This is a genomic window from Rhizobium sp. BK112 (assembly GCF_014193215.1).
GTDB classification, from domain to species: Bacteria; Pseudomonadota; Alphaproteobacteria; order Rhizobiales; family Rhizobiaceae; genus Rhizobium; species Rhizobium anhuiense.
This window is the reverse complement of sequence record NZ_JACHYZ010000001.1, coordinates 535,088-560,819: the sequence shown is the minus strand read 5'-3', so window position 1 is coordinate 560,819 and position 25,732 is coordinate 535,088. Positions and strand designations below refer to the sequence as shown.

The 25,732-nt window shown below is 62.0% G+C and carries 24 protein-coding genes; 12 read left to right on the top strand and 12 right to left on the bottom strand.

All coding sequences use genetic code 11. The annotated features are described in order from the left end of the window. Position 1: 1 nt before the first annotated feature. From FHT75_RS02640 to FHT75_RS02625, 4 genes are all read right to left on the bottom strand, one after another. The gene (locus FHT75_RS02640; RefSeq protein ID WP_029868444.1) at positions 2-1,189 is read right to left on the bottom strand and encodes an NAD(P)/FAD-dependent oxidoreductase; all 1,188 of its coding nucleotides are present in this window, start codon (positions 1,187-1,189) and stop codon (positions 2-4) included. 99 nt (positions 1,190-1,288) lie between these two features. Further along, positions 1,289-1,816 carry a lytic transglycosylase domain-containing protein gene (locus FHT75_RS02635; protein WP_029868443.1) on the bottom strand — a complete coding sequence of 176 codons (528 nt, stop codon included), beginning with the start codon at positions 1,814-1,816 and terminating at the stop codon, positions 1,289-1,291. A gap of 263 nt (positions 1,817-2,079) precedes the next feature. After that, positions 2,080-2,841 carry an N-acetylmuramoyl-L-alanine amidase gene (locus tag FHT75_RS02630; RefSeq protein WP_029867954.1) on the bottom strand — a complete coding sequence of 254 codons (762 nt, stop codon included), beginning with the start codon at positions 2,839-2,841 and terminating at the stop codon, positions 2,080-2,082. After that, positions 2,838-3,545: a J domain-containing protein gene (locus FHT75_RS02625; protein ID WP_029867953.1), complete on the bottom strand. Its 708-nt coding sequence runs from the start codon at positions 3,543-3,545 to the stop codon at positions 2,838-2,840. Before FHT75_RS02625 ends, FHT75_RS02630 begins: the two co-directional genes overlap by 4 nt. A 409-nt stretch (positions 3,546-3,954) precedes the next feature. On the opposite strand from FHT75_RS02625, the gene FHT75_RS02620 reads away from it, so the two are divergent. The 3 genes from FHT75_RS02620 to FHT75_RS02610 all read left to right on the top strand — a co-directional run bounded on the left by FHT75_RS02620 (position 3,955) and on the right by FHT75_RS02610 (position 6,916). Then, the gene (locus FHT75_RS02620; RefSeq protein WP_029867950.1) at positions 3,955-5,166 is read left to right on the top strand and encodes a pyrophosphate--fructose-6-phosphate 1-phosphotransferase; all 1,212 of its coding nucleotides are present in this window, start codon (positions 3,955-3,957) and stop codon (positions 5,164-5,166) included. Between the two features lie 57 nt (positions 5,167-5,223). Next, positions 5,224-5,859: a LysE family translocator gene (locus FHT75_RS02615; protein WP_029867949.1), complete on the top strand. Its 636-nt coding sequence runs from the start codon at positions 5,224-5,226 to the stop codon at positions 5,857-5,859. Positions 5,860-5,974: 115 nt separating this feature from the next. Further along, positions 5,975-6,916 (top strand): lytic transglycosylase domain-containing protein, encoded by a 942-nt coding sequence (locus FHT75_RS02610; protein ID WP_063474582.1) that lies wholly within the window; start codon positions 5,975-5,977, stop codon positions 6,914-6,916. A 31-nt stretch (positions 6,917-6,947) separates the two neighbouring features. Here the strand turns inward: FHT75_RS02610 and FHT75_RS02605 are convergent, their stop codons facing one another. Continuing rightward, positions 6,948-8,372: a serine hydrolase domain-containing protein gene (locus FHT75_RS02605; protein ID WP_132572600.1), complete on the bottom strand. Its 1,425-nt coding sequence runs from the start codon at positions 8,370-8,372 to the stop codon at positions 6,948-6,950. A gap of 218 nt (positions 8,373-8,590) precedes the next feature. Here FHT75_RS02605 and FHT75_RS02600 point away from each other — a divergent pair, with 218 nt between their 5' ends. The 5 genes from FHT75_RS02600 to FHT75_RS02580 all read left to right on the top strand — a co-directional run bounded on the left by FHT75_RS02600 (position 8,591) and on the right by FHT75_RS02580 (position 13,765). Beyond that, positions 8,591-9,835, top strand: coding sequence for a DUF3419 family protein (locus FHT75_RS02600; protein ID WP_132572603.1), 1,245 nt, complete (start codon positions 8,591-8,593; stop codon positions 9,833-9,835). Next, the gene (locus tag FHT75_RS02595; RefSeq protein WP_183844630.1) at positions 9,832-10,503 is read left to right on the top strand and encodes a class I SAM-dependent methyltransferase; all 672 of its coding nucleotides are present in this window, start codon (positions 9,832-9,834) and stop codon (positions 10,501-10,503) included. Before FHT75_RS02600 ends, FHT75_RS02595 begins: the two co-directional genes overlap by 4 nt. Positions 10,504-10,632: 129 nt before the next feature. Further along, positions 10,633-11,430, top strand: coding sequence for a GH25 family lysozyme (locus tag FHT75_RS02590; protein ID WP_047610975.1), 798 nt, complete (start codon positions 10,633-10,635; stop codon positions 11,428-11,430). Between the two features lie 81 nt (positions 11,431-11,511). After that, on the top strand, positions 11,512-12,729 hold the full coding sequence (locus FHT75_RS02585) for a lytic murein transglycosylase (RefSeq protein WP_183844629.1): 1,218 nt from the start codon (positions 11,512-11,514) through the stop codon (positions 12,727-12,729). Positions 12,730-12,859: 130 nt separating this feature from the next. Beyond that, positions 12,860-13,765, top strand: coding sequence for a DMT family transporter (locus tag FHT75_RS02580; RefSeq protein ID WP_183844628.1), 906 nt, complete (start codon positions 12,860-12,862; stop codon positions 13,763-13,765). 462 nt (positions 13,766-14,227) lie between these two features. Here FHT75_RS02580 and metF read toward each other — a convergent pair whose 3' ends face one another. The 4 genes from metF to FHT75_RS02560 form a co-directional block, all read right to left on the bottom strand. After that, positions 14,228-15,130 carry a methylenetetrahydrofolate reductase [NAD(P)H] gene (metF, locus tag FHT75_RS02575; RefSeq protein WP_028756318.1) on the bottom strand — a complete coding sequence of 301 codons (903 nt, stop codon included), beginning with the start codon at positions 15,128-15,130 and terminating at the stop codon, positions 14,228-14,230. A gap of 1 nt (position 15,131) precedes the next feature. Continuing rightward, positions 15,132-16,157, bottom strand: coding sequence for an ArsR/SmtB family transcription factor (locus tag FHT75_RS02570; protein ID WP_183844627.1), 1,026 nt, complete (start codon positions 16,155-16,157; stop codon positions 15,132-15,134). Positions 16,158-16,317: 160 nt separating this feature from the next. After that, positions 16,318-17,967 (bottom strand): energy-dependent translational throttle protein EttA, encoded by a 1,650-nt coding sequence (gene ettA, locus FHT75_RS02565; RefSeq protein ID WP_028755828.1) that lies wholly within the window; start codon positions 17,965-17,967, stop codon positions 16,318-16,320. Between the two features lie 98 nt (positions 17,968-18,065). Then, on the bottom strand, positions 18,066-18,806 hold the full coding sequence (locus FHT75_RS02560; protein WP_183844626.1) for a ribonuclease T2 family protein: 741 nt from the start codon (positions 18,804-18,806) through the stop codon (positions 18,066-18,068). Between the two features lie 157 nt (positions 18,807-18,963). On the opposite strand from FHT75_RS02560, the gene FHT75_RS02555 reads away from it, so the two are divergent. The 4 genes from FHT75_RS02555 to FHT75_RS02540 are packed head-to-tail and all read left to right on the top strand — an operon-like array spanning position 18,964 to position 23,774. Next, entirely contained in the window at positions 18,964-19,893 is a 930-nt protein-coding gene (locus tag FHT75_RS02555) for an alpha/beta fold hydrolase (protein WP_183844625.1), read from the top strand. 32 nt (positions 19,894-19,925) lie between these two features. Beyond that, positions 19,926-20,882 (top strand): DMT family transporter, encoded by a 957-nt coding sequence (locus FHT75_RS02550; protein ID WP_183844624.1) that lies wholly within the window; start codon positions 19,926-19,928, stop codon positions 20,880-20,882. 17 nt (positions 20,883-20,899) lie between these two features. After that, positions 20,900-22,102, top strand: coding sequence for a CaiB/BaiF CoA transferase family protein (locus FHT75_RS02545; protein ID WP_183844623.1), 1,203 nt, complete (start codon positions 20,900-20,902; stop codon positions 22,100-22,102). Between the two features lie 13 nt (positions 22,103-22,115). After that, complete coding sequence (locus FHT75_RS02540) at positions 22,116-23,774, top strand: thiamine pyrophosphate-binding protein (protein ID WP_029867943.1); 1,659 nt, start codon at positions 22,116-22,118, stop codon at positions 23,772-23,774. Between the two features lie 39 nt (positions 23,775-23,813). Here the strand turns inward: FHT75_RS02540 and FHT75_RS02535 are convergent, their stop codons facing one another. The 3 genes from FHT75_RS02535 to FHT75_RS02525 all read right to left on the bottom strand — a co-directional run bounded on the left by FHT75_RS02535 (position 23,814) and on the right by FHT75_RS02525 (position 25,482). Then, positions 23,814-24,158, bottom strand: coding sequence for a RidA family protein (locus FHT75_RS02535; RefSeq protein ID WP_028755822.1), 345 nt, complete (start codon positions 24,156-24,158; stop codon positions 23,814-23,816). Positions 24,159-24,232: 74 nt separating this feature from the next. Further along, positions 24,233-24,571, bottom strand: a complete 339-nt coding sequence (locus tag FHT75_RS02530) for a TIGR01244 family sulfur transferase (protein WP_047610991.1) — start codon at positions 24,569-24,571, stop codon at positions 24,233-24,235. Between the two features lie 71 nt (positions 24,572-24,642). Further along, positions 24,643-25,482, bottom strand: coding sequence for an aldose 1-epimerase family protein (locus FHT75_RS02525; RefSeq protein ID WP_183844622.1), 840 nt, complete (start codon positions 25,480-25,482; stop codon positions 24,643-24,645). Positions 25,483-25,732 lie beyond the last annotated feature (250 nt).

Genomic DNA, 25,732 nt, shown 5'->3' with positions numbered 1-25,732 from the left:
CCTAGGCGAAAACGGGCGTCAGTTCGCGGCCGAAATCCTCATCCCCGAGCTGCCCTTCCGCCAGCAGCACCGCTCCGAGGCGCCCGAGTTCGTCGGAGGATTTGGCTGCAACGAAATTGCCGCCGGTCAGCACCGCAATACGCGGCGACTGCGTATATCCTACATAGGGATAACCGGTCGGCGTGAAATTCGCCGCGCAGGGCGCCGAGGTCACGCGGCAGCCGGCAAGCTCCGGCATCAACTGCAAGGCGACACGCGAGAGATGATCGCGCTCAGCGGCGCTGCCGTCGGAACGGAACCACGCGCCGGCATCCTCCAACCGCTCGAAAGAAAGCGCCTCGGTGTCGCCGCCGAGTTTCAGATAGGTTTTGCCATCGGGATAACGCACCGGCGGCAGGATATAGATGTGATCCTCTTCCCGGTCACCGAGCACGATCGTCGACGGCATGTCCGCGAAAACAGCCATCTCGCGTTCACCGATCTCGTAGAAGGCCACCGTGCGCGCCATGACCCTGGTATCGACCGGACGCGGCAGCAGGGCATGGAAATTGCTGAAACCGCCGGCGGCCACCAGCACGCGCTCGGCGCTGTAGCATCTGCCGCCGGCTGTCACCTCGACATGGGAACCGGCATCACGCACGGATGTCGCGATTGCCTCGATCAGCGAGACGCCGCCCTGCTCGGCAAGCGTAACCTGCGCCCGCACCAGCGCCCGTGGGTTGATGTAGCCGGCGCGTCTGCGCTCGAAATATCCTGTGAAATCAGGATCGATGGCAAGATAGGGAAAACGTTGGCGAAGTTCCGACGGCGCGATGGTCTCGATATCGCTGCCGAGCGTCCGGCTGACGGACAGCGCCCGGTTGATATAGTCCTGCTCATCCGTCGGGGTCGGGCCGGCAAAAAGGCAGCCGACCTCAGAATAGAAGGAAATGCCGCTCTTTGCCTCGATCTCGCGGTAGCGGTCGAGCGCGCGGGCGGCGAAGCTTCCCCAGGCCAGATTGCCATCGAAGGTGCGGGTGATGCGGGCTTCGTCGTAATGGCTGGCGAAGACGCCATGATGGGCCTTGCGCTCTTCCGGCTCGCGCGGGCCGATCAGCGCGATGCCGTCGGCCATTGAGGAGAGATGCCGTGCGGCGGCGGCACCCATCATGCCGCGTCCGATGATGATGAAGCTGAAATCGACTGCCATGTCCCACCTTGTTTTCAAGGCGGAATATCACGGCAAGTGCGCTCCATCATACGGCAAAATTGCCGCAAGGCAATTTTGCCGGGACGCGCCGAGCTATGCTCAGTCGAGCATCGCCAGGACCTTGCCGCAATAGGTCTTCGACACCGGGTTCATGCGCGTGGCGGCATGGCCGGCATTGTATTTCAGGATCGTGTTGCAGGTCTGCCCGCCGCCGAGCTGATGGGCGGCCGCCAGATATTTCATGCCGTATTTGATGTTGGTCTCGGGATCGAACAGGCCCTTCCTCGTGCCGGAATATCCCATCATCCGCGCCGTCGCCGGCTTGATCTGCATCAGGCCGACTTCGCCGGCACTGCCGCGGGCATTCGGATTGAAATTGCTCTCGACGCGTACGACAGCCTGGGCGAGTGCGACGGGCACGTCGTATTCGGCGGCATATTTATTGATCAGCGCGGCATAGGGAATGCTGGCGGAAAAGTCGGGCATGGCATAGCCACTCTGGCGGTCGACGGTCTTCAGCGGGATGGTTTGCGCCCTGACGCCCCAATCATCATTCGCCGAGGCAAAGTTATACCCCGCCAGCAGCATGCCGAAGCACGCCGCAGCGCCAACAATCAACTTCTTCATATAGTCTCTTCACTCCGACCCAAAGAATTGCAGGACTGCGCGCCTCGCCGTCATTCGGTCACACGCGAGCAAGGACTGATCGCGTTCCGTAGCAATTCTTATCGTTTCATTTGGCGCTCATGGTTACACTTGAAAACAGCCGTGAGCGCTGTTCAGCGGGCGTCCTTAGACCATCGCAATGAGGAGATAATAGGGAAATGATGTGGCGAGGCGGTTTTCTCGCCGGCCGCGAGGAATCCGCTCCTGATATCAGGCTGTTCCGATCAGGAATAACGCGGCAGCGTCGATAGCAGCCGGTGCAGCGTGTCGATCGTCGAGAAATCGGCGATGCCATCCACCCTTTCGGGCCGGAAATGGCGCTGGAAAGCCTCCACGTCGCCCGCCATTTTTTCGGAAAATTCGCCTGTAATTTCAGTGCCGTAACCATAGAGCGACAGCATCGACTGCAGCGCTTCGACAGGCTGGCCGGCATCGCCGCATTGGAAGAACCGTCCACCGGTGATCTTTGCCGGCTCGACCCAGTGCCCGACACCCGCCCGGTGGAGCTCGGCCCAGGGGAATTTCTCGCCCGGATCGACCTTGCGGATCGGGGCGACATCGGAATGCCCAAGCACCCGTTCCGGCGCGATCGACCAACGTTTGACACAGTCGCGACACAATTCAATCACCGCGGCGATCTGCTCTTTTGGATAATCCGGGAGCCCGCCGGGATGGCCGGCATTGGCGATCTCGATGCCGATCGACAGCGAATTGATATCCGTCTCGCCGTGCCAGCTACTTTTTCCCGCGTGCCAGGCACGCCGTATTTCCGGCACGAGCTGCACCACCTCGCCGTTCTCATGCACGAAATAATGGCTGGAAACCTGGCTCTCGGCGCGACAGAGCCAGTCGAGCGCACCATCTGCCGTCGGCATGCCGGTATAATGCAGCAGGATCATATCCGGACGGCGCCCGTCTGCCCGCTCGCCGTGGTTCGGCGAAGGCTGCACGCGGGCGCTCCTGCAATCGGCCTCGAAAGAGGTCATGCGGCGCGGCGTTCCTTCTCGATCGCCGCATAGGCCGCATTCAGCGCCGCCATGCGTTCATTGGCGATGACATGGAATTCCTTCGGCACGCCGCGCGAGATCAGCCTGTCGGGATGATGTTCGCTGACGAGGCCACGGTAACGGCGGCGGATGGTCGGGAAATCATCCGAAGGCGAGACGCCGAGCACCTTATAGGGATCGCCGCCGGACGAGACGTGGCGGGCGGCGATCTGCTCGAAGCGGGTTTCGCTCATCTGGAAGATCTCGCCGATATGGTGCAGGAAATTCAGTTCCTTCTCGTGGATCAGCCCATCGGCTTTGGCGATGTGGAAGAGGCCGTCGAGCACGTCTTCCAGCACCGGGCAATTGGCCGCACAGGTAACGCAGAGCGTGGAGAGCCGTTCGGCATAGGCTTCGTAGCCGGCGACATCCTGGCGAGCGAGGTTGTAAAGCCTGGCGACGTTCTTGGCCTGATCCTCAGGGAATTCGAAGATTTCGCGGAAGGCTTCGACCTCCTTCTCGCTGACGATGCCGTCGGCCTTGGCCATCTTGGCCGACAGCGCGATGATCGCCACGGAGAAAGCCACCTTACGCCGGGTCTCGGGATCGCCTTCGAAAACCGTACGGATAGCCTCGACCACCGCAGACAACGCATTGCCCGCGGTATTGCCAATGGCATTCAACAGTTTTTCCCAGAAGGACATCGAAAATCTCACAGACTTGTCAACTTATAGCAAACAGCTTGACCAAAGAATCGCAGCCTTTGCAAGGCGACTATTGGTCGTAGGGCCGAACACAGTTTTCACGATTTGGTAATTGTCGCACCGCAGCAAACGATTCACGGCGCCCGCTTTCATCTCGTATGGCAACGGCTGACGATCGCCGGCGCATCGCCCGTGCAGGTGAATCCGGAGTGCGCGACGGAAATTTCCACAACAGTTCCCGACACGCAGATCGGGCTTGAAACGATTATATCATTACTTCCTGCCATCTTCGCGGCCCAACTCGGCATAAAGGCGCATTTTTCGTAAATTCTTTACTTTACAGGCCCCTTTCCCTGCCGCATCCATGCGTTAGCTAACGCCACCGCACCGAAACGCCATAGGAGGGATCATGGCCAAGCAGAAAGTCGCAATGCTGACCGCCGGAGGCCTGGCACCCTGTCTTTCTTCCGCCGTCGGCGGTCTCATCGAACGCTATAGCGACGTCGCGCCCGATCTCGATATCGTCGCCTACAAGTCCGGATACCAGGGCGTGCTCACCGGCGACAGCATCGCGATCACCCGCGAGATGCGCGAAAAGGCGCCGCTGCTGCACCGTTACGGCGGCTCGCCGATCGGCAACAGCCGCGTCAAGCTCACCAATGCCGCCGACTGCGTCAAGCGCGGCCTGGTCAAGGAAGGCGAGAACCCGCTGCGGGTCGCCGCCGAACGCCTTGCCAATGACGGCATCACCATTCTCCACACGATCGGCGGCGACGACACCAACACCACAGCCGCCGACCTTGCCGCCTACCTCGCCGCCAACGGCTACAATCTCACCGTCGTCGGCCTGCCGAAGACGGTCGACAACGACGTCGTCCCGATCCGCCAGTCGCTCGGCGCCTGGACGGCCGCCGAAGTCGGCGCGCATTTCTTCGACAATGTCAGCAACGAGCAGACGGCCGCACCCCGCACCCTCGTCATCCACGAAGTCATGGGCCGCCATTGCGGCTGGCTGACGGCCGCCACCGCCCGCGCCTATCTCCAGCGCACCAGCCGCAACCAGTATGTCGACGGCCTGATGATGGATGCGCATCTGAAGAGCATCGACGCCGTCTACCTGCCTGAGATGGCCTTCGACCTCGACGCCGAGGCCGCCCGCCTGAAGGAAAGCATGGACCGCAACGGCCACGCCACGGTCTTCGTCTCGGAAGGCGCCTGCCTCGACGCCATCGTCGCCGAGCGGGAAGCCGCCGGCGAAACCGTCAAGCGTGACGCCTTCGGCCATGTGAAGATCGACACGATCAATGTCGGCGCCTGGTTCCAGAAGCAGTTCGCCAACCTCCTGAATGCCGAACGTTCCCTTGTGCAGAAATCAGGCTATTTCGCCCGCTCGGCGCCGGCCAACGGCGACGACCTCAGGCTGATCCAGAGCATGGTCGATCTCGCCGTCGAAAGCGCGCTCAATAAAGTCTCCGGCGTCACCGGCCATGACGAAGCGCAGAACGGTAAGTTGCGCACTATAGAATTCCCGCGCATCAAGGGCGGCAAGGCTTTTGACCTGTCGACGGCATGGTTTGCCGAAGTCATGGACAATATAGGTCAGAAATACAAAGAAGCGTGATTGACGGATGGTTAATATGATGTCTTTGCTTGTTCCTGAGGAATAGGAGGAGACACCATGTCATTTGAAGCCTGGCTCGCTTTTGCGGCGGCATCGGCCATCATGCTGGCCATACCGGGGCCGACGATACTGCTCGTCGTTTCCTATGCGCTCGGTCATGGGCGCAGGACGGCGTTTGCGACGGTGAGCGGCGTGGCGCTTGGTGACTTCACCGCGATGACGGCTTCCCTCTTCGGTCTCGGTGCCGTTCTGGCCGCCTCCGCCACCCTCTTCACCGTGTTGAAGTGGATCGGCGGCGCCTACCTGATCTATCTGGGAGTCAAGCTCTGGCGGGCTCCCATCATCGGCGAACCGGTTGCCGACAACGACAATCTGCCGGAGGAAAAGTCGCTCAAGATCTTCCTCCACGCCTATGTCGTCACCGCCCTCAATCCGAAGAGCATCATCTTCTTCGTCGCCTTCGTGCCGCAGTTCCTCAATCCGGCCCTGCCCTTCGTCGGCCAGATGGCGATCATGGAAGCGACCTTCCTCGTGCTGGCGATCCTCAACGCCTCCACCTACGCGTTTCTCGCCCATACCGCGCGCGGACTGATTCGCAAGGCGAGCATCCAGCGCGCCGTAAACCGAACGGGAGGCACCCTGCTGATCGCTGCAGGCGCCGTAACCGCCGGGTATCGCCGTATTGCAGCATAGAAATATTGCGTGGTTGCCGGAATGCCACGAATAGGTTAATGGGGTCACCAGGGCTTAAGGTTTTTGGTAACTTTTATACGCAGCCGGGGCGGCGCGATTTCACGAAAGTGGCGGAATGGTAGCGATCGGATTATCCGGCCTGAAACGCAGTCTTGTCGTTTCCACGATACTCTGCGGTGTGATGACGGGATGCACGAGCGTCGAATACACATCGCAGGCCGAACTGACTGCCGCCCAGACCGTGGTGCCGATGCCGAAACCCGGCGAAGATGAAACACTCGCCGCGATCCCGACAGCCGAAGGTGCTGCCGGTCAGGCGGTTGCCGGCGCCACCATTCCCCAGCCATCCCCCTCCCTGACTGCGACGGCGATGCCAACCGTAACAGCCTCTCAGTCTACCGACCTCGCCATGCAGGCAGGCATACAGCCTGCAGCCTATGCGCAGATCCCGCTGACGCCCGAGATGACGGCAATCCAGTCCGTCGTGCCGACGCCGCGTCCGGGAACGCCGGCACAGCCGACGACGCAGCTTGCCTTTGCCGCGACACCGCAGAACAGCGCGCTTGCAGCACTTGCCGCCGTCGACACCACGCCGCGTGCCAGCATGGACTACGGTTTCGACGAATCCGGGCCGATCGATCCGCCGACGGCACCCCCGATGTTCAGCGACGACGACAAAGACGACGCGCCGACAGTGGAGAAGAGCTTCGTCACCAAGCTCATCCAGAAATACTCGAAGATCTACGAAATTCCCGAGACGCTGCTCCACCGCATCGTCCATCGCGAGAGCCGCTACAATCCGAAGGCCTACAACAAGCGCGGCTATTTCGGCCTGATGCAGATCAAATACAACACCGCCAAATCAATGGGTTATGACGGCGCCCCGGGCGGGCTCTTCGATGCCGAAACCAACATCAAATATGCCGCCAAATATCTGCGTGGCGCCTGGCTCGTCTCCGACAGCAAGGAAGACGATGCCGTCCGCCTCTATGCGCGCGGCTATTATTACGACGCCAAGCGCAAGGGCATGACCGACATCGCCCAGGGTAATTACTGACATCGAGCATTGCTGAGACGGCGATCGCAGCCTATGGCTGCGGCTGCGCCTGTTGCTGCGACCCAGCCTGCTGTTGTGGCTCCCCCGCTTGCGGCAAGGCCGCCAGGATCTTCTTGAGAAGCACCTGCGGCTGATAGCCGAGCCAGCTCGGCGTCAGGCCGAGCCGGACGACGACCAGATTGGCGGAGGGCACGATCGCCATGCTCTGCCCGTCATGCCCCGTCAACCAAAACGTATCCTCCGGCAGTCCGAACGCCGCGCTTGAGCCGCCAGGAGCGAGCCAGGCCTGGCCCTGCGTATAACGTCCGTTCGAAGCCACCGTCGGAGTGCGCATGGCGCCGACGAACCCTTCCGGCAACAGTCGCCGGTCATTCCACACGCCGTCTTGCAGCAGGAACTGCCCGAAGCGCGCCCAGTCATGCGCCGTCGCATAGAGATAGGAGCTGCCGGCAAACGTGCCGCGCGCATCGAGTTCGAATACCGCACTCGTCATGCCGAGCGGCGAAAACAGCGCGTCGTGCGGATAGGAAAAGCCCGCCTGTGGATTGCCGACCCTGTCCATCCAGATGCGCGACAACAGCACGGCCGTGCCGCTCGAATAGCGGAAGCGCTGGCCGGGCGGCGCCTCCATCGGTGCATTGGCCGGCAGCGACACCATGTCTGGATCGAGATAGAGCATGCGCGTCACATCGGCGACATCGCCATAATCCTCGTTGAAGGCAAGGCCGCTCTCCATGCCGAGCAGGTCGGACACCTTGATCTTGGCGCGCGCATCCTTCTGCCACTGCGCCAGCAGTTCGTCGTCGTCGAAGGAGATTTTGCCGTCGAGCATCAGCCGGCCGAGAATCGCAGCGTTCACCGTCTTCGTCATCGACCAGCCGATCAGCGGAGTCTTCGCCGAGAAACCGGGGCCATAGGCTTCAGCGACGACGCGGCCATTGTGCACCACCACGATCGCCCGCATTGCCGGGCCGGCAATTCCGGGATCGGCAAGCAGTGCGGCAATCTTCCCGTCCGCCGGATTGCCGGTGCCCTCGCCCTCCGGCCACAAGGCGTCGCTCGTCTCCATTTTAACAGGCGCATCGAAGGGCACGGCCTTCGCCGCCGCCTCGAAATCGCCGTCCGGCACGCTCGTACAGCCGAAGGCGCCGCGATAGAGCGCATAACTTGGCGCAAACAGCCCCATGAAGCGCGCCGTCACCCGTTCCTTGTCGTGGTCAACGCTGACGCGTATCAGCCGCAGCAGCGGATTTCCGGGCGCCTGAACGTCGTCATGGAGCACATCCTCGGCGCCGCGACCGGCGATGAAGACGTTGGAGCAGACGATCTTGGCGGCGTAACCGTCACCGACACGCAGCAGTTCCGGCGGCTGAATAAAAAGCCAGCCGGCGGCGACGAAGACGACGAGAACGACAAGGAGAGCAAGCGCCTTCAGGATACGCAGGACAAATCGCATGGCATTCCTCCATGCCGGGAGAGAAGCAGGAATCGCAGGCGCCGAAAAGGGGCCAAAGCCAAGAAGGCCTGTCGTCCCGATCACTTTCCCAGGAGAGCCATCCCGGTCGGTCTTCCGAGCCGGTCGAAGTCTCCGAAGAACGGCGCCCCACAGCCCACGTCATCAAACTGTAGCAGAGGCGCGCTACACGCCCTGAACGCTAAAAAGGTGACAGACTCATGTCAGAATTTGCACCGGATGCCGGCTTCCGCAAGAACCGGAAACTCAAGGACGCCCTTCTCCGCCACAAGGCTTTTTCGAAGGACGGCTTTTCCGAACGTCTCTTCGGTCTTCTCTTCTCCGGCCTCGTCTACCCGCAGATCTGGGAGGATCCGGATCTTGACATGCAGGCGATGGAGCTGAAGCCCAACCATCGCATCGTCACCATCGGCTCCGGCGGCTGCAACATGCTCGCCTATCTCTCCAAGGCGCCGGCCTCGATCGACGTCGTCGACCTCAACCCGCACCATATCGCTCTGAACCGCCTGAAGCTTGCGGCCTTCAAACATCTTCCCGGCCACGCCGATCTCGTCCGCTTCCTGGCCATGCCGAACGAGAAGTCGAACAGCCGCGCCTATGACCAGCATCTCGCTGCCCGCCTCGATGAGGCGACCCGCAGCTACTGGAACGGCCGCAAATTCGGCCGTCGCCGCGTCACCGTCTTCGACCGCAACATCTACGAAACCGGCCTGCTCGGCCGCTTCATCGGCGCGGCCCATCTTCTTGCCCGCCTGCACGGCGTCAAGCTGCGCGAGATGACCAAGACCCGCTCGATCCGCGAGCAGCGCCAGTTCTTCGACGAGCAGATCGCGCCGCTGTTCGAAAAGCCGGTCGTGCGCTGGATTACCGGCCGCAAGAGCTCGCTCTTCGGCCTCGGCATTCCGCCGCAGCAATATGACGAACTCGCAAGCCTTGCCGCCGATCATTCGATCGCGCCGGTGCTGAAGCACCGCCTGGAAAAGCTCGCCTGTCATTTCCCGATGAGCGACAACTATTTCGCCTGGCAGGCCTTCGGCCGCCGCTACGGCACCGAAGAGGAAGGCCCGCTGCCGACCTATCTGAAGTCGGAACACTATCAGGTGATCCGCGCCAATGTCGACCGCGTCAACGTCCACCACGCCAGCTTCACCGAGTTGCTCGCCCGCGAGCCGGCCGCCTCGCGCGACCGCTATATCCTGCTCGACGCACAGGACTGGATGACGGACGAGCAGTTGAACGACGTCTGGCGGGAAATCACTCGCACGGCGCGCGAAGGCGCCCGCGTGATTTTCCGCACCGCCGCTGAAAAGAGCATCATCGAAGGCCGCCTGGCGCCGGTGATCCGCGACCAGTGGGATTATTTCGAGGAGAAGTCGCGTGAGCTGACGGCGCTCGATCGCTCGGCAATCTATGGCGGCTTCCACATTTACGGGAAGAAGGCGTGAGCAAGGTCGGCACTGAGACGGCAGGAAAGAGCGACGAACATGCCAGCCTGATGGATGGCATGTACCGCTATCAGCGCCATATCTACGACCTCACCCGCAAATATTACCTTCTCGGCCGCGACAGCACGATCCGCAAGCTCGACGTGCCGGAGGGCGGCACGCTGCTCGAAGTCGGCTGCGGCACCGGACGCAACATGGCCTTCGCCCATCGGCATTTCCCGACCGCCAAGCTGTTCGGCCTCGACATTTCTCAGGAAATGCTGATTTCGGCCCGCAAGACCTTCGCCACCAAGGCGACGATCCCGGACTTCCGCGTCGCCGACGCCACGGCGTTCACGCCGCGCGAATTCGGTGTCAGCGGCTTCGACCGCATCCTGATTTCCTATGCCCTGTCGATGATCCCCGACTGGGAACGCGCCGTCGATGCAGCAATCGCCGCACTCAATCCCGGCGGCCAGCTGCACATCGTCGATTTCGGCCAGCAGGAAGGCCTGCCGGGCTGGTTCCGGCGCATGCTGCAGGCCTGGCTTGCGAAATTCCACGTCACTCCACGGCCCGATTTGCGCGAGGTCCTGGAAGCGCAAGCCCATGAAAACAGCGCGAGATTGCTGTTCGATACCGTTGGCGGCGGTTATGCCTGGCGGGCGGCCATTATCAGCAAGCGCTGATAATTCGCTTGAAACTAACCGATTTTTTACGTTGATATGGTGAAAAGAGGGTTATTCCTCTGCCGACTCGTCTTTTTCGAAGGTCAGGCTGTGGGGCAAAGAGATCATTCGAGTTACGACGGGACGCCCATGCGCCGGCTTTTGTTTTGCGTTTTGCCCCTGGCTATCATGCTGGCCGGCTGCACCTCTTCCGGTTACGACTATCTCGAAACGGCGTCGATCAAGCCGAAGACGCGTTTCAAGGACACCGATCCGCAGGATTTCGGCCCGAAGCATCCGCAGCAGAACCAGATCCACGGCATCGACATCTCCAAATGGCAGGGCGATATCGATTGGGGCACGGTCAAGAATTCCGGCGTCGCCTTCGCCTTCATCAAGGCGACCGAAGGCAAGGACAGGGTCGATCCGCGCTTCGACGAATATTGGCGCGAAGCCCGCGCCGCCGGCATCCCGCACGCTCCCTATCATTTCTATTATTTCTGCTCTTCGGCCGATCAGCAGGCAGACTGGTTCATCCGCAACGTGCCGAAGGAGGCCATGCGCCTGCCGCCGGTGCTCGACGTCGAATGGAACGCCGAATCGAAGACCTGCCGCTACCGTCCCGATCCGGAAACCGTACGCGCCGAAATGCAGCGTTTCATGGACCGGCTGGAGGCCTATTACGGCAAGCGCCCGATCATCTACACCTCGGTCGATTTCCACCGCGACAATCTCGCCGGCTACTTCCAGGATTATCATTTCTGGGTCCGTTCGGTGGCAAAACACCCTGAGGTGACCTATACCGACCGCCGCTGGGCCTTCTGGCAATATACCTCCACCGGCGTTATCCCCGGCATCAGCGGTCCCACAGATATCAATGTCTTTGCCGGCAGCGCAAAGAACTGGAACAACTGGGTCGCGGCCGTTTCCAAGGATAGAAATTCTTAGTAACGTCCTGCGATGTTTCTTGCTTCCGTCACATTCATCTGTGAAAGCGACGGCAATCTTTTTGATATAAGGACCGTATCCATGCACCGCTCGCTCGCAAGCCGCTCTGCACTCGCCCTTCTGTTTGTCCTCGCCCTCGCAGGCGGCGCGGCCGCCCAGCAGGCCACGGACGCAGCCCCGGCAGCGCCCTGCGGCGGCGATCTCTCCGCCTTCCTCGAAGGTGTCAAGAAAGATGCGGTCGCAGCCGGCGCCAGCGCGGCGGCCGCCGACGAGGCTTTTGCCGGCGCCGAGATCGACCCCAAGGTGCTGAGCCGGGATCGCGCCCAGGGCGTCTTCAAGCAGACCTTCCTCGAATTCTCCCAGCGCACCGTCAGCCAGGGCCGCCTCGACATCGGCCGCCAGAAGATGAAGCAATATGCCGACGTCTTTGCCCGCGCCGAGCAGGAATTCGGCGTTCCCCCGGGCGTCATCACCGCTTTCTGGGCGATGGAGACCGATTTCGGCGCCGTCCAAGGCGATTTCAACACCCGCAACGCCCTGGTGACGCTGGCGCATGACTGCCGCCGCCCGGAACTCTTTCGCCCGCAGCTGATCGCCCTGGTCGAGATGGTTCAACACGGCGACCTCGACCCCGCCACCAATACCGGCGCTTGGGCCGGCGAGATCGGCCAGGTGCAGATGCTGCCGCGCGACATCATCGCCTATGGCATGGACGGCGATGGTGATGGCCATATCCGCCTGAAGCAGAGCAGCCCGGACGCCATTCTGACGGCGGCCAAATTCATCCAGCATCTCGGCTTCGAGCGCGGCCAGCCCTGGCTGCAGGAAGTGACCCTGCCCGATAACCTGCCCTGGGAGAAATCCGGCCTCGGCGGCACGATGAAAGCGGGAGAATGGTTTGCGCTCGGCGTCAAGCCGCGTGACGGCAATACCGCCTTCGGCAACCTCGAAGGCGACCTCGTCCTGCCGCAGGGCCGCATGGGGCCGGCCTTCATCGCCTATCCGAATTTCAAAATCTATCTCGAATGGAACAAGTCGTTTATCTACACGACGTCTGCCGCCTATTTCGGCACGCGTCTTTCCGGCGCCGAGCCCTATCTCAAGGGCGTGCCGGAACAGGGGCTCGCCAGCGACCAGATGAAGGCGCTGCAGACCAAGCTGCAGTCGCTCGGCCATGATGTCGGCGAGATCGACGGCATCCTCGGCTCCGGCACGCGTGTCGCGATCCAGAAGGAACAGCAGCGCCTCGGCATGCCGGCCGACGGCTGGGCGACGCCTGCCCTTCTCAACGCCCTCTGATCCCCGCTGACACCTTGCCGCCCGTTTCGCAAGAAACGGGTGGCGCGATCCGCCTGCTGCGCTAAAGCTTCACGCCGAAAACCGGTGCCGGTTTTCGGCGAAACGAACGGCTTGCGGTGGAGGAACCGGCGTGGACAGCAGAATGAATGCCTGGACCTGGGGCCTGCTGGTCCTGCTCGGCCTGATCTGGGGCGCCTCCTTCTTCTTTGCCCGCATTGCCGTCCAGCACGTGCCGCCCCTGACCCTCGTCTTCCTCAGGCTGCTGCTGGCAGCGCTGGCGCTGCATGTCTATGTCGCCGGCCGTTTCGACCTCTATGCGATCCTGAAGGCCCGATGGCGCGAGTTCCTGATCCTCGGGCTCATCAACAATGCTCTGCCGCACGCGCTGATCTTCTTCGGCCAGACCCGCATCGGCGCCGGCCTTGCGGCGATCCTGAATGCGACGACGCCGATCTGGACCGTGCTCATCGCCAACCACTTCACCTCGGACGAGAAACTGTCCCCGGCAAAGATCGTCGGCTGCCTCGTCGGCCTCCTCGGCACGATCGTGCTGATCGGCCCCGGCATCTCGGCTGGTGGCGAAGCGCCGCTCTGGGCGCTGATGCTTCCCGTGCTTGCCGCCATCTCCTATGGCTTCGCCGCCACCTATGGCAAACGCTTCAGGGATGTTCCAGCCCCTGTCACCGCAGCCGGCCAGTTGACCGCGTCCTCGCTGATTGCACTGCCGCTGTCGCTGCTCACCGATCGCCCCTGGGCGCTGGCCGCACCGCCGCTTGAAGCGCTGCTTGCCATCCTGGCGCTGGCGCTGTTGTCGACCGCCTTCGGCTATATCCTCTATTTCCGGATCATGGCGGCGGCCGGCGCCACCAACGCCTCGCTTGTCACCCTGTTGGTGCCGCCGAGCGCCATCTTGCTCGGCGTGCTTTTCCTTGGCGAAAGGCTTGCACTTGGCGAATTTGCCGGTATGGCGCTGATCGGTTTCGGCCTCGTCATTCTCGACGGCCGCGCCTATCGCCTGCTGCTGAGAACCGCCTGAACCGGTTGCGAATTCCGCATGTTTTCAACCGGTTGCCGGTCCGCCATGTTTTGGGCGCATAAGTAAATCCGAAATCGCCTGATTTAACGGCATGTTAAAATCTGTGAACAAAAATTCATCGAAAATTATCGATTTATTTCAGAGGCTTACCGAAACTGCACTCGACTTATCCACTGATCCCTTCTGCAGCGCAGCATAAAATCCGCTTTCCAACCGACATATTTCAGACATATTATTGGCCGGTTAACGCGAGGAGACAGACATGGGACTCACGCAATCCTTGAATGTTCTGTTGGTCAGTGCAGCGTTTGCTTTCGTTTTGTCCATGCTCTTCATCTGAGCCGGCCGACGAAAGCGTAACGACTGATAGTGCCTAAACTCCCCAGTAGCTGATCAATCCGCCAACGAAAAAGCGCATGTCCCGCCCGACATGCGCTTTTACTTTTGAACATCCCGAAAGGATCAGGCGGCTGCGCCCGCACTTTTTGTTTCCCGGCGCGACACGCCGAGATTGTCGAGCACGGCGGAAACCAGCGGCGCACGGTTCATCGTATAGAGATGGAAATCATGGATGCCACGCCGGACGAGATCCTCGATCTGCTCGGCAGCGACATCGGCTGCCACCTTCGCCCGCTCCTCGGGCTTGTCGTCAAAGCCGGCGAAGCGCTCGTCGAGAAAGGCGGGGATGATCGTGCCGCAGGCCCCAGCAAAACGCTTCAACTGCGTCAGGTTCTGGATCGGCATGATGCCGGGCACAACAGGGATCGAGATGCCGGCGCCGCGCACCCGCTCCAGGTAACGCTCGAAATTGTCGTTGTCGAAGAAGAACTGCGTCAGCGCCCGGTTGGCGCCATTGTCGGCCTTGCGCTTCAGCATGTCGATATCGGCGGCCGTATCGCGGCTTTCCGGGTGTTTTTCCGGATAGGCGGAGACCGAAATCTCGAAATCGCCGATTTCCCTGAGGCCGGCCACCAGCTCCGCCGCATTGGCGTAACCGCCGGGATGCGGCTGGTAGGGCGCGCCGGCGCCGCCGGGCGCATCGCCACGCAGCGCCACGAAATGCGTCACGCCGACTTTGCGGAAGGTGTCGACCACCTGATGCGTCTCCTCCTTCGTCGCGCCGACGCAGGTGAGATGAGAGGCGGTGGCAAACGGCGTCTGCGACAGGAAACGCGTGACGGTCGACAGCGTCGGCGCCTTGGTGGTGCCGCCGGCGCCATAGGTCACCGACACGAAATCCGCGTCCCAATCCTGCAACTGGCTGACAGTATGCCAGAGCTGCCCTTCCATCTCTTCCGATTTCGGCGGGAAGAATTCGAACGAGATCCTGATGTTGCGGCCGCGTGCTTCGTTTTTCAAAGCCATGTCATATCCTCCCGGCAAATGTAGGTTCGGCGCCTTCGTTCGTCTGCGAAGCCATGAGGCGCCTCGGATCGCGCGCGAGCCAGACGGTGACCGTCAAGCCCTGCCCGCTTTGCTGACCCGGATGAAGATCGACGGCCTGCTCGACGTCGAGCCCGGCCTTGCGCAGCCAGTCGGACATCGCCTGGTGCGAAAAGCCGAGACGGACATGCGCATGTTCGTCGCGGAGATATTCGAGCGTGTGCGGCGCCAGGTCGATGACCACCAGCCGGCCGCCCGGCCGAAGCATGCGCGCCGCTTCCGCGATGGCAATTTCCGGCTGATCGAAGAAATGCAGCACCTGGTGGATCGTCACCAGGTCGAAATCCTGCCCCTCGAACGGCAGGTTCAGGATATCGGCATGGCGCACGGTGGCCTTGGTGATGCGGGACTTGTCGAGATTGGCGCGCGCCACGCTCAGCATGTCGCGGCTGGCATCGACACCGATGGCGCGGCGGTAAAGCCCGGACAGCAGTTCGAGGATGCGGCCCGTGCCGGTGCCGAGATCGAGCAGCGAATCGATCGGCTGGTTGCCGAGCAGCCGGATGACGGCGGCGTCGACTTCCTCATCGGCGGCATGTAGGCGGCGAAGCTCGTCCCATTCGGCCGCGTTGCGACTGAAATAGGCCTGCGCCCGCTCGGCCCGCTGGCGCTTGACCTGCGACAGCCGCTCGCCGTCGCGAAGGATGGTCGGATCGTTCTCGGAGACATGCTTCAGCAGCGCCCGCACCAGCAAGGCCGCCTTGCCGTCCTGCTTGAGACGGAAATAGGCCCAGGCACCCTCCTGGTATCGTTCGATCAGTTCGGCCTCGCCGAGCAGCTTCAGGTGACGGGAGATGCGCGGTTGGGATTGGCCGAGAATTTCGGTAAGATCGGTCACCGTCAGATCGCCACCGTCAAGAAGAGCCAGAAGACGCAGGCGCGTGGGTTCGCCAGCCGCCTTCAAGACGTCTACCAGCGCATCCAGTCCAAGCTTCAGAGGTTCGCTCATCTTCGATCCAATCAAGATATAAAGATATCTTTATGTGATTTGAAATGCCGTGGCAAGCGACAATTCGCACTCTCCGCGAAATTGCCTGCTCAAATTGCGACAGAGATCGACATGAAAAAGCCCCGGCCGAACCGGGGCTTTCGCAAGGAAAAAAGATGGATCAGCGCGTCAGGCGCTTATGGGCCTGGCTGCCCGGGTTGAGGGCATCGGGACCAAGGCGGCGCACCTTGTCCTGTTCATAATCCTCGAAGTTGCCTTCGAACCATTCGACATGGCCATCGCCTTCGAAAGCGAGAATATGCGTCGCCAGACGGTCGAGGAACATGCGATCGTGGCTGATGATGATGGCGCAGCCGGCGAAATTCTCCAGCGCGTTTTCCAACGCACCCAGCGTTTCGGTATCGAGGTCGTTGGTCGGTTCGTCGAGCAGCAGAACGTTGCCGCCGGCCTTCAGCATCTTGGCGAGGTGAACGCGGTTGCGCTGACCACCGGAGAGATTGCCGACCTTCTGCTGCTGATCGCCACCCTTGAAGTTGAACGCGCCGCAATAGGCGCGGGAGTTCATGTCGAACTTGCCGAGCTTGATGATTTCGGCGCCACCGGAGATTTCCTCCCAGACCGTCTTGTCGGCCGCGAGCGCGTCGCGGCTCTGGTCGACATAGCCGAGATGCACGGTCTCGCCGATGCGGATCGAGCCGCCATCCGGCTTTTCCTGGCCGGTGATCATCCTGAACAGCGTCGTCTTGCCGGCGCCGTTCGGGCCGATGATGCCGACGATGCCGCCCGGCGGCAGCTTGATCGACAGGTCATTGATCAGCGTCCGGCCCTCGAAGCCCTTGGTGATGCCTTCCATCTCGATGACCACCTGGCCGAGGCGCTCGCTGACCGGGATGATGATCTGTGCATCGCCGGGACGCTGTTTTTCGGCGGCATCCACCAGCTGCTCGTAGGACTTGATACGCGCCTTGGACTTGGCCTGGCGGGCCTTCGGGCTGGAAGCGATCCATTCCTGCTCGCGGCTGATCGCCTTCTGGCGCGATGCTTCTTCGCGATTTTCCTGCAGCATGCGCTTGGCTTTCGCCTGCAGATAGGCCGAGTAGTTGCCTTCGTAGGGAATGCCGCGGCCACGGTCGAGTTCGAGGATCCAGCCGGTGACGTTGTCCAGGAAGTAGCGATCGTGGGTAATCATCATCACGGCGCCCGGATAGTCGCGCAGATGCTTTTCGAGCCAGGCGATGGTTTCGGCGTCGAGATGGTTGGTCGGTTCGTCGAGCAGCAGCAGATCCGGCTGCGACAGCAGCAGGCGGCAGAGCGCGACGCGGCGGCGCTCACCACCGGATAGGCTGGTGACATCGGAATCGCGCGGCGGGCAGCGCAGCGCTTCCATCGCCATTTCGACCTGGCTTTCCAGGTCCCAGAGGTTCTGGCTGTCGATGACGTCCTGAAGCTTGGCGCCCTCTTCCGCGGTCTCGTCGGAATAGTTCATCATCAATTCATTGTAGCGATCCACGATCGCCGTCTTCGAGGCAACGCCCTCCATGACGTTCTCGAACACCGTCTTGTTGGGATCGAGGTGCGGCTCCTGCTCGAGGTAGCCGACCGTCGCACCTTCGGCGAGCCAGGCTTCGCCGGTATACTCCTTGTCCTGGCCCGCGATGATGCGCAACACGGTGGATTTACCCGCGCCGTTCGGTCCGAGGATACCGATCTTGGCATCGGGGTAGAAAGAAAGATGGATGTTCTCCAGGATCTTCTTGTTGCCATAGGCCTTGTTGAGGCCGGACATATGATAGATGAACTGACGTGCCATACTGCGCTGCTCCGGGCGGGAAACTTCGATTGTGCCGCTATGTAGGCGAAACAGCGCCTGCGGGCAACGCCGAAACCCGGTTTACTCCGGATTTCCGGTCAAAAGCCCGCAGCGTCGACCACACCTTCGTCGCAGCCGAAGGAGGTTTTTCCCGCGCCCTGGATCAGATCGGCAAGCCCGGCACTTTTCGCCGATACCGCCCCGGCGGCTTCCGAAAGCCCGATCGTCAGCTCGCTGATCATCCGGATATTGCCGGCCCGCCGGCAGCTCATCTTAACGCGGTCGCCGGCGCCAGGCCCGAAGCTCTTGTCGAAAGCCGCCTTGATCGCCTCGGCCTTGACAGGCTTGCCGATATTGGCGGCGAAGAGCTCGCGCACCGCCGAGGCGTTGAGCGCGCCGACCAGATGCACGCCGACGCCGAAATAGTCGTCCGCGCTCATTTTCGTGCAGGTGCCGTGCTTCGTCCATTCATGCCGTTCCAGGCCGGATTGCGTGCCGGGCATCGCTTTTGCCAGAGCCGTCTTCGTCTCGGCCGAAAGCACGACCTCCGGCAATGTGTTCCAGTTGCCATCCTTATCGGCGGCCTTCTGGTCGGCGCTGACACCGCAATAATCCTGGCGCATCGGCCAGAGCCCGTGCAACGAGAAGTTCGTCGCATCATGGCGCTCCACGGCCTGCGTCGCGCATTCGGCCTTTTTCTGGTTCGTCTGGCAGAAGGTGGGCTGCCAGCTCGCCGCCAGAATGAAACGGGTGCGCCCACCGCCCTCCTGGGCCGTAGCGGCGCCGGAAACAACCATCGACAAGGCAAACGCCAGGGTACGCAATTGCATGCTGCTCATTTCAACCCCCAAAAGAACAATACGGGAACAAATAAGCATGAAGCTCAAACGGGCGCAACCCTGAATCGCAGCAACGTCGTATTTTGTTATCGGATAAACCAAACCCCCATGTTGCTTTTATCAGGCAATCTGGTCTGTTGCCGCAGGGAGGATCCATATGTTTGCTGAAACGCAGAAGCTCGCCGTAGCGGGGGCGTCGCTGGCTTATCACCATGCTGAAGCTGCTGGTCCGGCCCGCGGCATCCTGTTGATATCGCATGGCCTCGCCGAACATTCGAAACGCTATCGCGCCTTTGCCGAGACGATGGCGGCGCGCCGCTATCATGTCTATGCCCATGATCACCGCGGCCACGGCGAAACGACGGCGCCCGATGCGCCGATCGGCCGCTTCGCCCGACGAGGTGGCGTCGAAAGGGTGATCGGCGACCTCATCGCCATGCGCGGCCATGCGGCATCCCGCCATCCCGGCCTGCCGATCATCCTCTTCGGCCATTCGATGGGCGGCCTCATCGCCCTCAATGCAGCCGTCACCGCTCCGGCCGACTTCGACGCCGTCGCCGTCTGGAATTCGAATTTCGCCGTCGGCCTCGCCGGCCGCGCCGCCCAGGCGATCCTGCTGGCCGAGCGCATGCTGAAGGGCTCCGACGTGCCGAGCGGCCTGCTGCCGAAGCTCACCTTCGGCGCCTGGGGCAAATCCATTCCCGGCCGCCGCACCGAGTTCGACTGGCTGTCGCACAGACCTGATGAAGTCGACAAATATGTCGCCGATCCGCTTTGCGGCTTCGACGCGTCGGTCTCTCTCTGGCTCGATCTCTTCGAGCTGACCTTCCGCGGACCGCAGAAAATCCATCTCGACCGGCTGCCGCGCGATATGCCGGTTCATCTGGTCGGCGGCGGAGAAGACCCGGCGACGGAGCGGGGAAAAGCCGTGCTCTGGCTGTCAAACCATTTGAAAGGCCTGGGCTTCTCCCGTATCAGCACTCAGATATATCAGGACTTGCGACACGAGACGCTGAATGAGATCGGCGCGGATGCGGCGATCGCAGCTTTCGCCGACTGGTGCGACGAGGTGGTCGCAAGATCCTGAGCGACCAATATGCTGAGTACGGGGATTTCATCATGAGAAGCACCTCCGCCCGCCCCGTTTCGTCCGCCTCCGACGTGACGACGGGGCTTGCGCTGATGGTTCTTTCGGTGATGGTCTCGCCGCTCATCGATATCTTCGCCAAGCTTGCCATCACCACCGTGCCATCCGGGGAGATCACCGCCGGCCGTTTCGTCGTCCAGGCGCTCTGCATGCTGCCGCTTGTGATATGGCGGCGCAGCTTCGCCGATTTCGCCTGGCGCCAGAGCCTCTTCCATGCCATCCGCGGCGCGATCATCACCATCTCGATGATCTCCTTCGTCACCACGCTGAAATATATGGCGGTCGCCGACGCGATCGCGATCTTCTTCGTCGAGCCGATCATGGTGACGATCCTCGGCGGCATCTTCCTGAAGGAGACGATTGGCTGGCGACGTTATACCGCCTGCGGCGTCGGCTTCTTCGGGGCGATGCTGATCATTCAGCCAAGTTTCGAAGAGGTCGGCTACATCGCGCTTCTGCCTGTCGTCAGCGCGCTCTGCATCGCCATCTTCGTGCTGATGACCCGCGCCCTCTCGCGCAGGGAAGACCCCTGGTCGATGCAGTTCCAGATGAGCATCTGGGGCCTGCTCTTCTGCGTCCTCCTGCTTTTCCTCGGTCAGGGAACCGGTTCCGACCTCTTCGATCCCGTCATGCCGGAAGGCCGCGCCTGGTTCTATGTCGCCGGCGTCGGCGCCATGGCCGCAATCACCGGCATCGTCGGCGTCTACGCCTATCGCGCAGCACCGGCCTCGACGCTGGCGCCGCTGCAATATTTCGAGATCGTCTCGGCGACGATCTTCGCCTGGCTGGTCTTCGGCGACTTTCCGGATGCCGTCAAATGGCTCGGCATTGCCATCATCGTGGCATCGGGCATCTACATCCTCTGGCGCGAGCGCCGCTTTGCTTCAAAGCCTGTATCCGATACATCTGAGGTGACGATGGCGCCGTAGACATTGCCGGGAGGAACATGACAGAGACCGTGACGAAGAAGCCGCCGCTTGTCGGAATCCGGGTGATCGAGCTTGCCCGCGTGCTCGCCGGCCCCTGGGCGGGACAGATGCTCGCCGATCTCGGCGCCGACGTCATCAAGGTCGAAAATCCCGAGGGCGGCGACGACACGCGCCAATGGGGGCCGCCCTTCGTCGAGGGCGCCGATGGCGAGAACCTCTCGGCCGCCTATTACCACGCCGCCAATCGCGGCAAGCGCTCCGTCACCGCCGACCTGAAAAGCCCCGAAGGCCAGGATCTCGTCCGCCGCCTCGTTTCCACCGCCGATGTGTTGATCGAGAATTTCAAGCTCGGCGGCCTCGTCAAATACGGGCTCGATTACGACAGCCTGCGCAAGATCAACCCGAAGCTCGTCTATTGTTCGATCACCGGCTTCGGCCAGACCGGCCCCTATGCCAGCCTCGCCGGCTATGATTACATCGTCCAGGGCATGTCGGGCTTCATGTCGATCACCGGCGAACCGGGCGGCCAGCCGATGAAGGCGGGTGTCGCCATCGCCGATATCTTCACCGGCATCTATGCCGTCTCGGCAATCGAAGCCGCCCTGATCCACGCCCTCAAATCGGGCGAAGGCCAATTGATCGACATGGCCCTGCTCGATGTGCAATCGGCCGTGCTCGCCAATCAGAACATGAATTACCTCGTCTCCGGCGCCGCACCGACCCGCCTTGGCAATGCCCATCCCAATATCTCGCCCTATGAGGTCGTGCCGACGGCGGACGGTTATCTCATCCTCGCGGTCGGCAATGACGGCCAGTTCCGTCGCCTCTGCACCCTCCTCGGCCTGGAGACCGTGGCCTGCGACGAGCGTTTCGCCACCAACAAGGCTCGGGTCGGCAATCGCGGCGAGGTGCGCCGCCTCATCTCCACCGAAACGCTGAAATGGCAGAAGGCGGATCTCTTGAAGGCCTGCGAGGAGAATGCCGTTCCATCAGGCGCAATCAACACGATCGAGGAAATGTTCGCCGATCCGCAGGTGCAGGCCCGCGGCCTGCGCATCGATCTTGCGGACGCCGCCGGCACCGTGATCCCCGGAGTGAGGACGCCTGTCGTACTGTCGGAGACGCCGCTGCGTTATGACAGGCCGAGCCCGCGCCTCGGCGAACACCAGGCGGAAATTCTGGCGGAACTCGCTGAGCGTGATGGGGAGAGATCATCATGAAGAAGGCATTGTCATGAAGAAGACCGGCGGAGAACTGATCGTCGAGGCGCTGAAGGCGAATGGCGTCAAGCGGCTTTCCTGCGTTCCCGGCGAGAGCTTCCTCGCCGTTCTCGATGCGCTGCGTGACAGCGATATCGACGTTCTCGTCTGCCGCCAGGAGGGGGGCGCGGCGATGATGGCGGATTGCTGGGGCAGGCTGACCGGCGAACCCGGCATCTGCATGGTGACTCGCGGCCCCGGCGCCACCAACGCTTCCGCCGGCCTGCACATCGCCAAGCAGGACTCGATCCCGATGATCTTGTTCATCGGCCAGGTGCAGCGGGAAGCACGCGAGCGCGAGGCCTTCCAGGAGGTCGAGTTCCGCCGCGCCTTCACCGAATTCGCCAAGTGGGTGGGCGAGATCGACGATGCCGCCCGTATTCCCGAATTCGTCACCCGCGCCTTTGCGGTCGCCACCTCCGGCCGTCCCGGCCCGGTCGTGCTGACGCTGCCGGAAGACATGCTGCGCGACGAGGTCGAGGCACCCCGCGCCAGGCACTATGCCAATGTCGAGGCCCATCCCGGCCGCCGGCAGATCGACGATTTCTATATAAGGCTGCTGAAGGCCGAGCGGCCGATGGTGATCCTTGGCGGCACGCGCTGGGATGCCGATGCCGTCGCCGATTTTCAGAGCTTCGCCGAGCGTTTCCAGCTCCCCGTCGGCTGCTCCTTCCGCCGGCAGATGCTGTTCGATCACCTCCATCCCTCTTATGCCGGCGATGTCGGCATCGGCATCAATCCGGCATTGGCAAAGGAGATTAAGGAGAGCGACCTGCTGATCCTCCTCGGCGGCCGCATGTCGGAAATGCCGTCCTCGTCCTATACGCTGATCGATATCCCCTACCCCCAGCAATCGCTGGTGCACATCCATCCCGACGCTTCCGAGCTTGGCCGCATCTACCGCCCGGATCTTGCCATCTGCGCCGCGCCGGCCGATTTCGTCGCAGCACTCGCCGACCTGGAAGCGCCGGCCGAACCGCACTGGACCGAGCGCACCGCGCGCCTGCACCAGGCCTATCTCACCTGGTCGACCCCGCCGGCGACCGGGCCAGGTGCCGTCCACATGGGGCCGATCATGGAATGGCTGGAGGCCAATACGAAGCCGGAGACGATTTTCACCAATGGTGCGGGCAACTACGCCACCTGGGTGCATCGCTTCCATCGTTTCCGGCGCTTCAACACTCAAGCCGCCCCCACCTCCGGCTCGATGGGGTACGGCCTGCCGGCCGCCGTTGCCGCCAAGCGTCTCTTTCCCGAGCGCGAGGTCATCTGCTTTGCCGGCGACGGCTGCTTCCTGATGCACGGCCAGGAATTCGCCACCGCCATCCGCCACGATCTGCCGATCATCGCGGTGGTCGTCAACAACGGCATCTACGGCACCATCCGCATGCACCAGGAGCGTGAATATCCGGGTCGTGTCAGCAGCACCGATCTGACCAATCCCGACTTCGCAGCCCTTGCCCGCGCCTATGGCGGCCATGGCGAGACGGTGGAAAGGACGGACGAATTCGCCCCGGCCTTCGAGCGGGCGCGCGCCAGCGGCAAACCCTCGATCATCGAAGTCAAGCTCGATCCTGAGGCGATCACGCCGACGCGTACGCTCTCGGAAATCGCGCAAACAAAAAGCCGGTGAGAAAACTCACCGGCCTTGAAGGATAGGGACGCTGCGACTTCAGTCGATGGCCGCCGTGACGATGAACTCGACCTTGTATTTCGGCGCAGCGAGCTTGGCTTCGCTGGTGGCGCGGGCCGGCGGATTGGCAGGATCGATCCAGCCTTCCCAGACGGCGTTCATCTCGGCGAAATCGGCGATGTCGGCAAGGTAGATGATCGTCTGCAGGATTTTCGACTTGTTGCTGCCTGATGCAGCCAGCAGGCGGTCGACTTCGGCAAGCGAGGACTTGCACTGATCGGTGACGCTTTCGCCCTCGCCGACCTGGCCCGCGAGATAGACCGTGTTGCCGTGAATGACGGCGCCGCTCATGCGCGCGCCGACGTCGATACGCTTAATGCTCATCATAGTCTCCTGAGTGAATGGAAGGTGGCGGCGCTGAAGGTCAGCGCCGGAAAATCTGCGCCCGGGAATGGGGCTCAGTTACGGATATGGTGGGTCTTCTGGTAAATCGCCGTCGAGCGTGCGCCGGAACGGCAATAGCCCAACATCGGCCGCGGGAATTCGTCGAGCGCGTCGACCATGCCCTGCACGGCTTCTTCGGTCACGCCCATCGGCCCGACAGGCACGTGGGCGATCTCGAGGCCGATCTCCTTGGCGCGCGCCTCGATGACGGAAAACGACGTCTGGTCGGGACTTTCGTGGTCGGGACGGTGGCAGACGATCGATTTGAACCCCAGCGCCTTGATCTCGTCGAGTTCCTCGAGCGTGATCTGGCCCGAAACCGAATATTCATCGTCGATCTGGCGAATATCCATCGTCTTGTCTCCTCAAAAATCGTGGGGTGAAGGTCTACGACGGAGGTCTGCCAGCGTCAACAACACTTCGCTCACAGAAAGGTAAAGGTCAGCGCATAGCTGCGGCTCTCGCCTGGCGCCAGCATGTTGAACTCACCGGCTGCCTCGAGCTCGTCGCGCAGCACCCAGCGATGCGACACCGGCTCGATGCCGATGATATGGGCCGGCGGCTTCTGGTTCCGCCAGACCTGAAGATAGGGCAGCGTGTCGGCGCGGAAACGCACGCTGAGCGTCCTGCCGCCGATTGCGGCGATCGGCCCGAGGCGGACCTCCGCGAAACCTTCCTCCACCGCCGGCGCCGCGACGCAGAAGATGCCGCCCGGCTCCTCGCCGAATGCCCAGGGGAAACCACCATTCTCCAGCATCCGGCCTTCGAGCCGCGTGCCGTCGTCCAGCCATTTGCCGCCAACGTTCATGTGATACATCAGGAAGGTCGGCACCGTCCGATCGCTGGTATTGACGACCCGGTCTTCGAGCAGCACCTCGCCCGTCGCCCCGTCGATCCGCCACAGCCGTTCGATGCGCTGCGGCAGTCCTTCGACAGTGGTGATGTCGATATCGGCGCGACATTCGGCATTGCCGTTCTCGAATTTCGTCCACAGCACCTTTGCCGCATGGCCAGAGGCCGATCCGTGCAGCGGATAGACTTTGCCGTCGCCCCGGTCGGGAATCGGCTGACGGTGGCGGATGTGATCCGGCCCGCAGGTAAAGAGGAAGCCTTCGAGCGAGTGATCGATTCGCGGATCGCCGTCGTCGGGAATGGCGCGTTTCGGCGCGATATCGACGCCGTCGACGATGCATCCGCCGATATCCAGCACCGATGTTTGGTCCAGCATCAGGCGCGGCCCGCTTGCGGCGGCAAATTCGATCATCACGGTCTCCTTGAGGGAATTATCGGCCTGTAGCGTTAGGTTTCACGCCTCCATTCGTCAATCGCCGCCGCTCTCATCTTGTGTTTTTGCAGCAACCGTGGATTTTGCGGAACGGACAGAAGGGCGCAAACGTTTATGAGTAAAAGGAAATCTTAGTGATTTTCATATTTTGTTCAGTACGCTTTCATAAATTCCACACTAGCGTCAAAATTCGCAGGTGTGTGTCTGCCCAGTCACTGTTCGAGGTGTG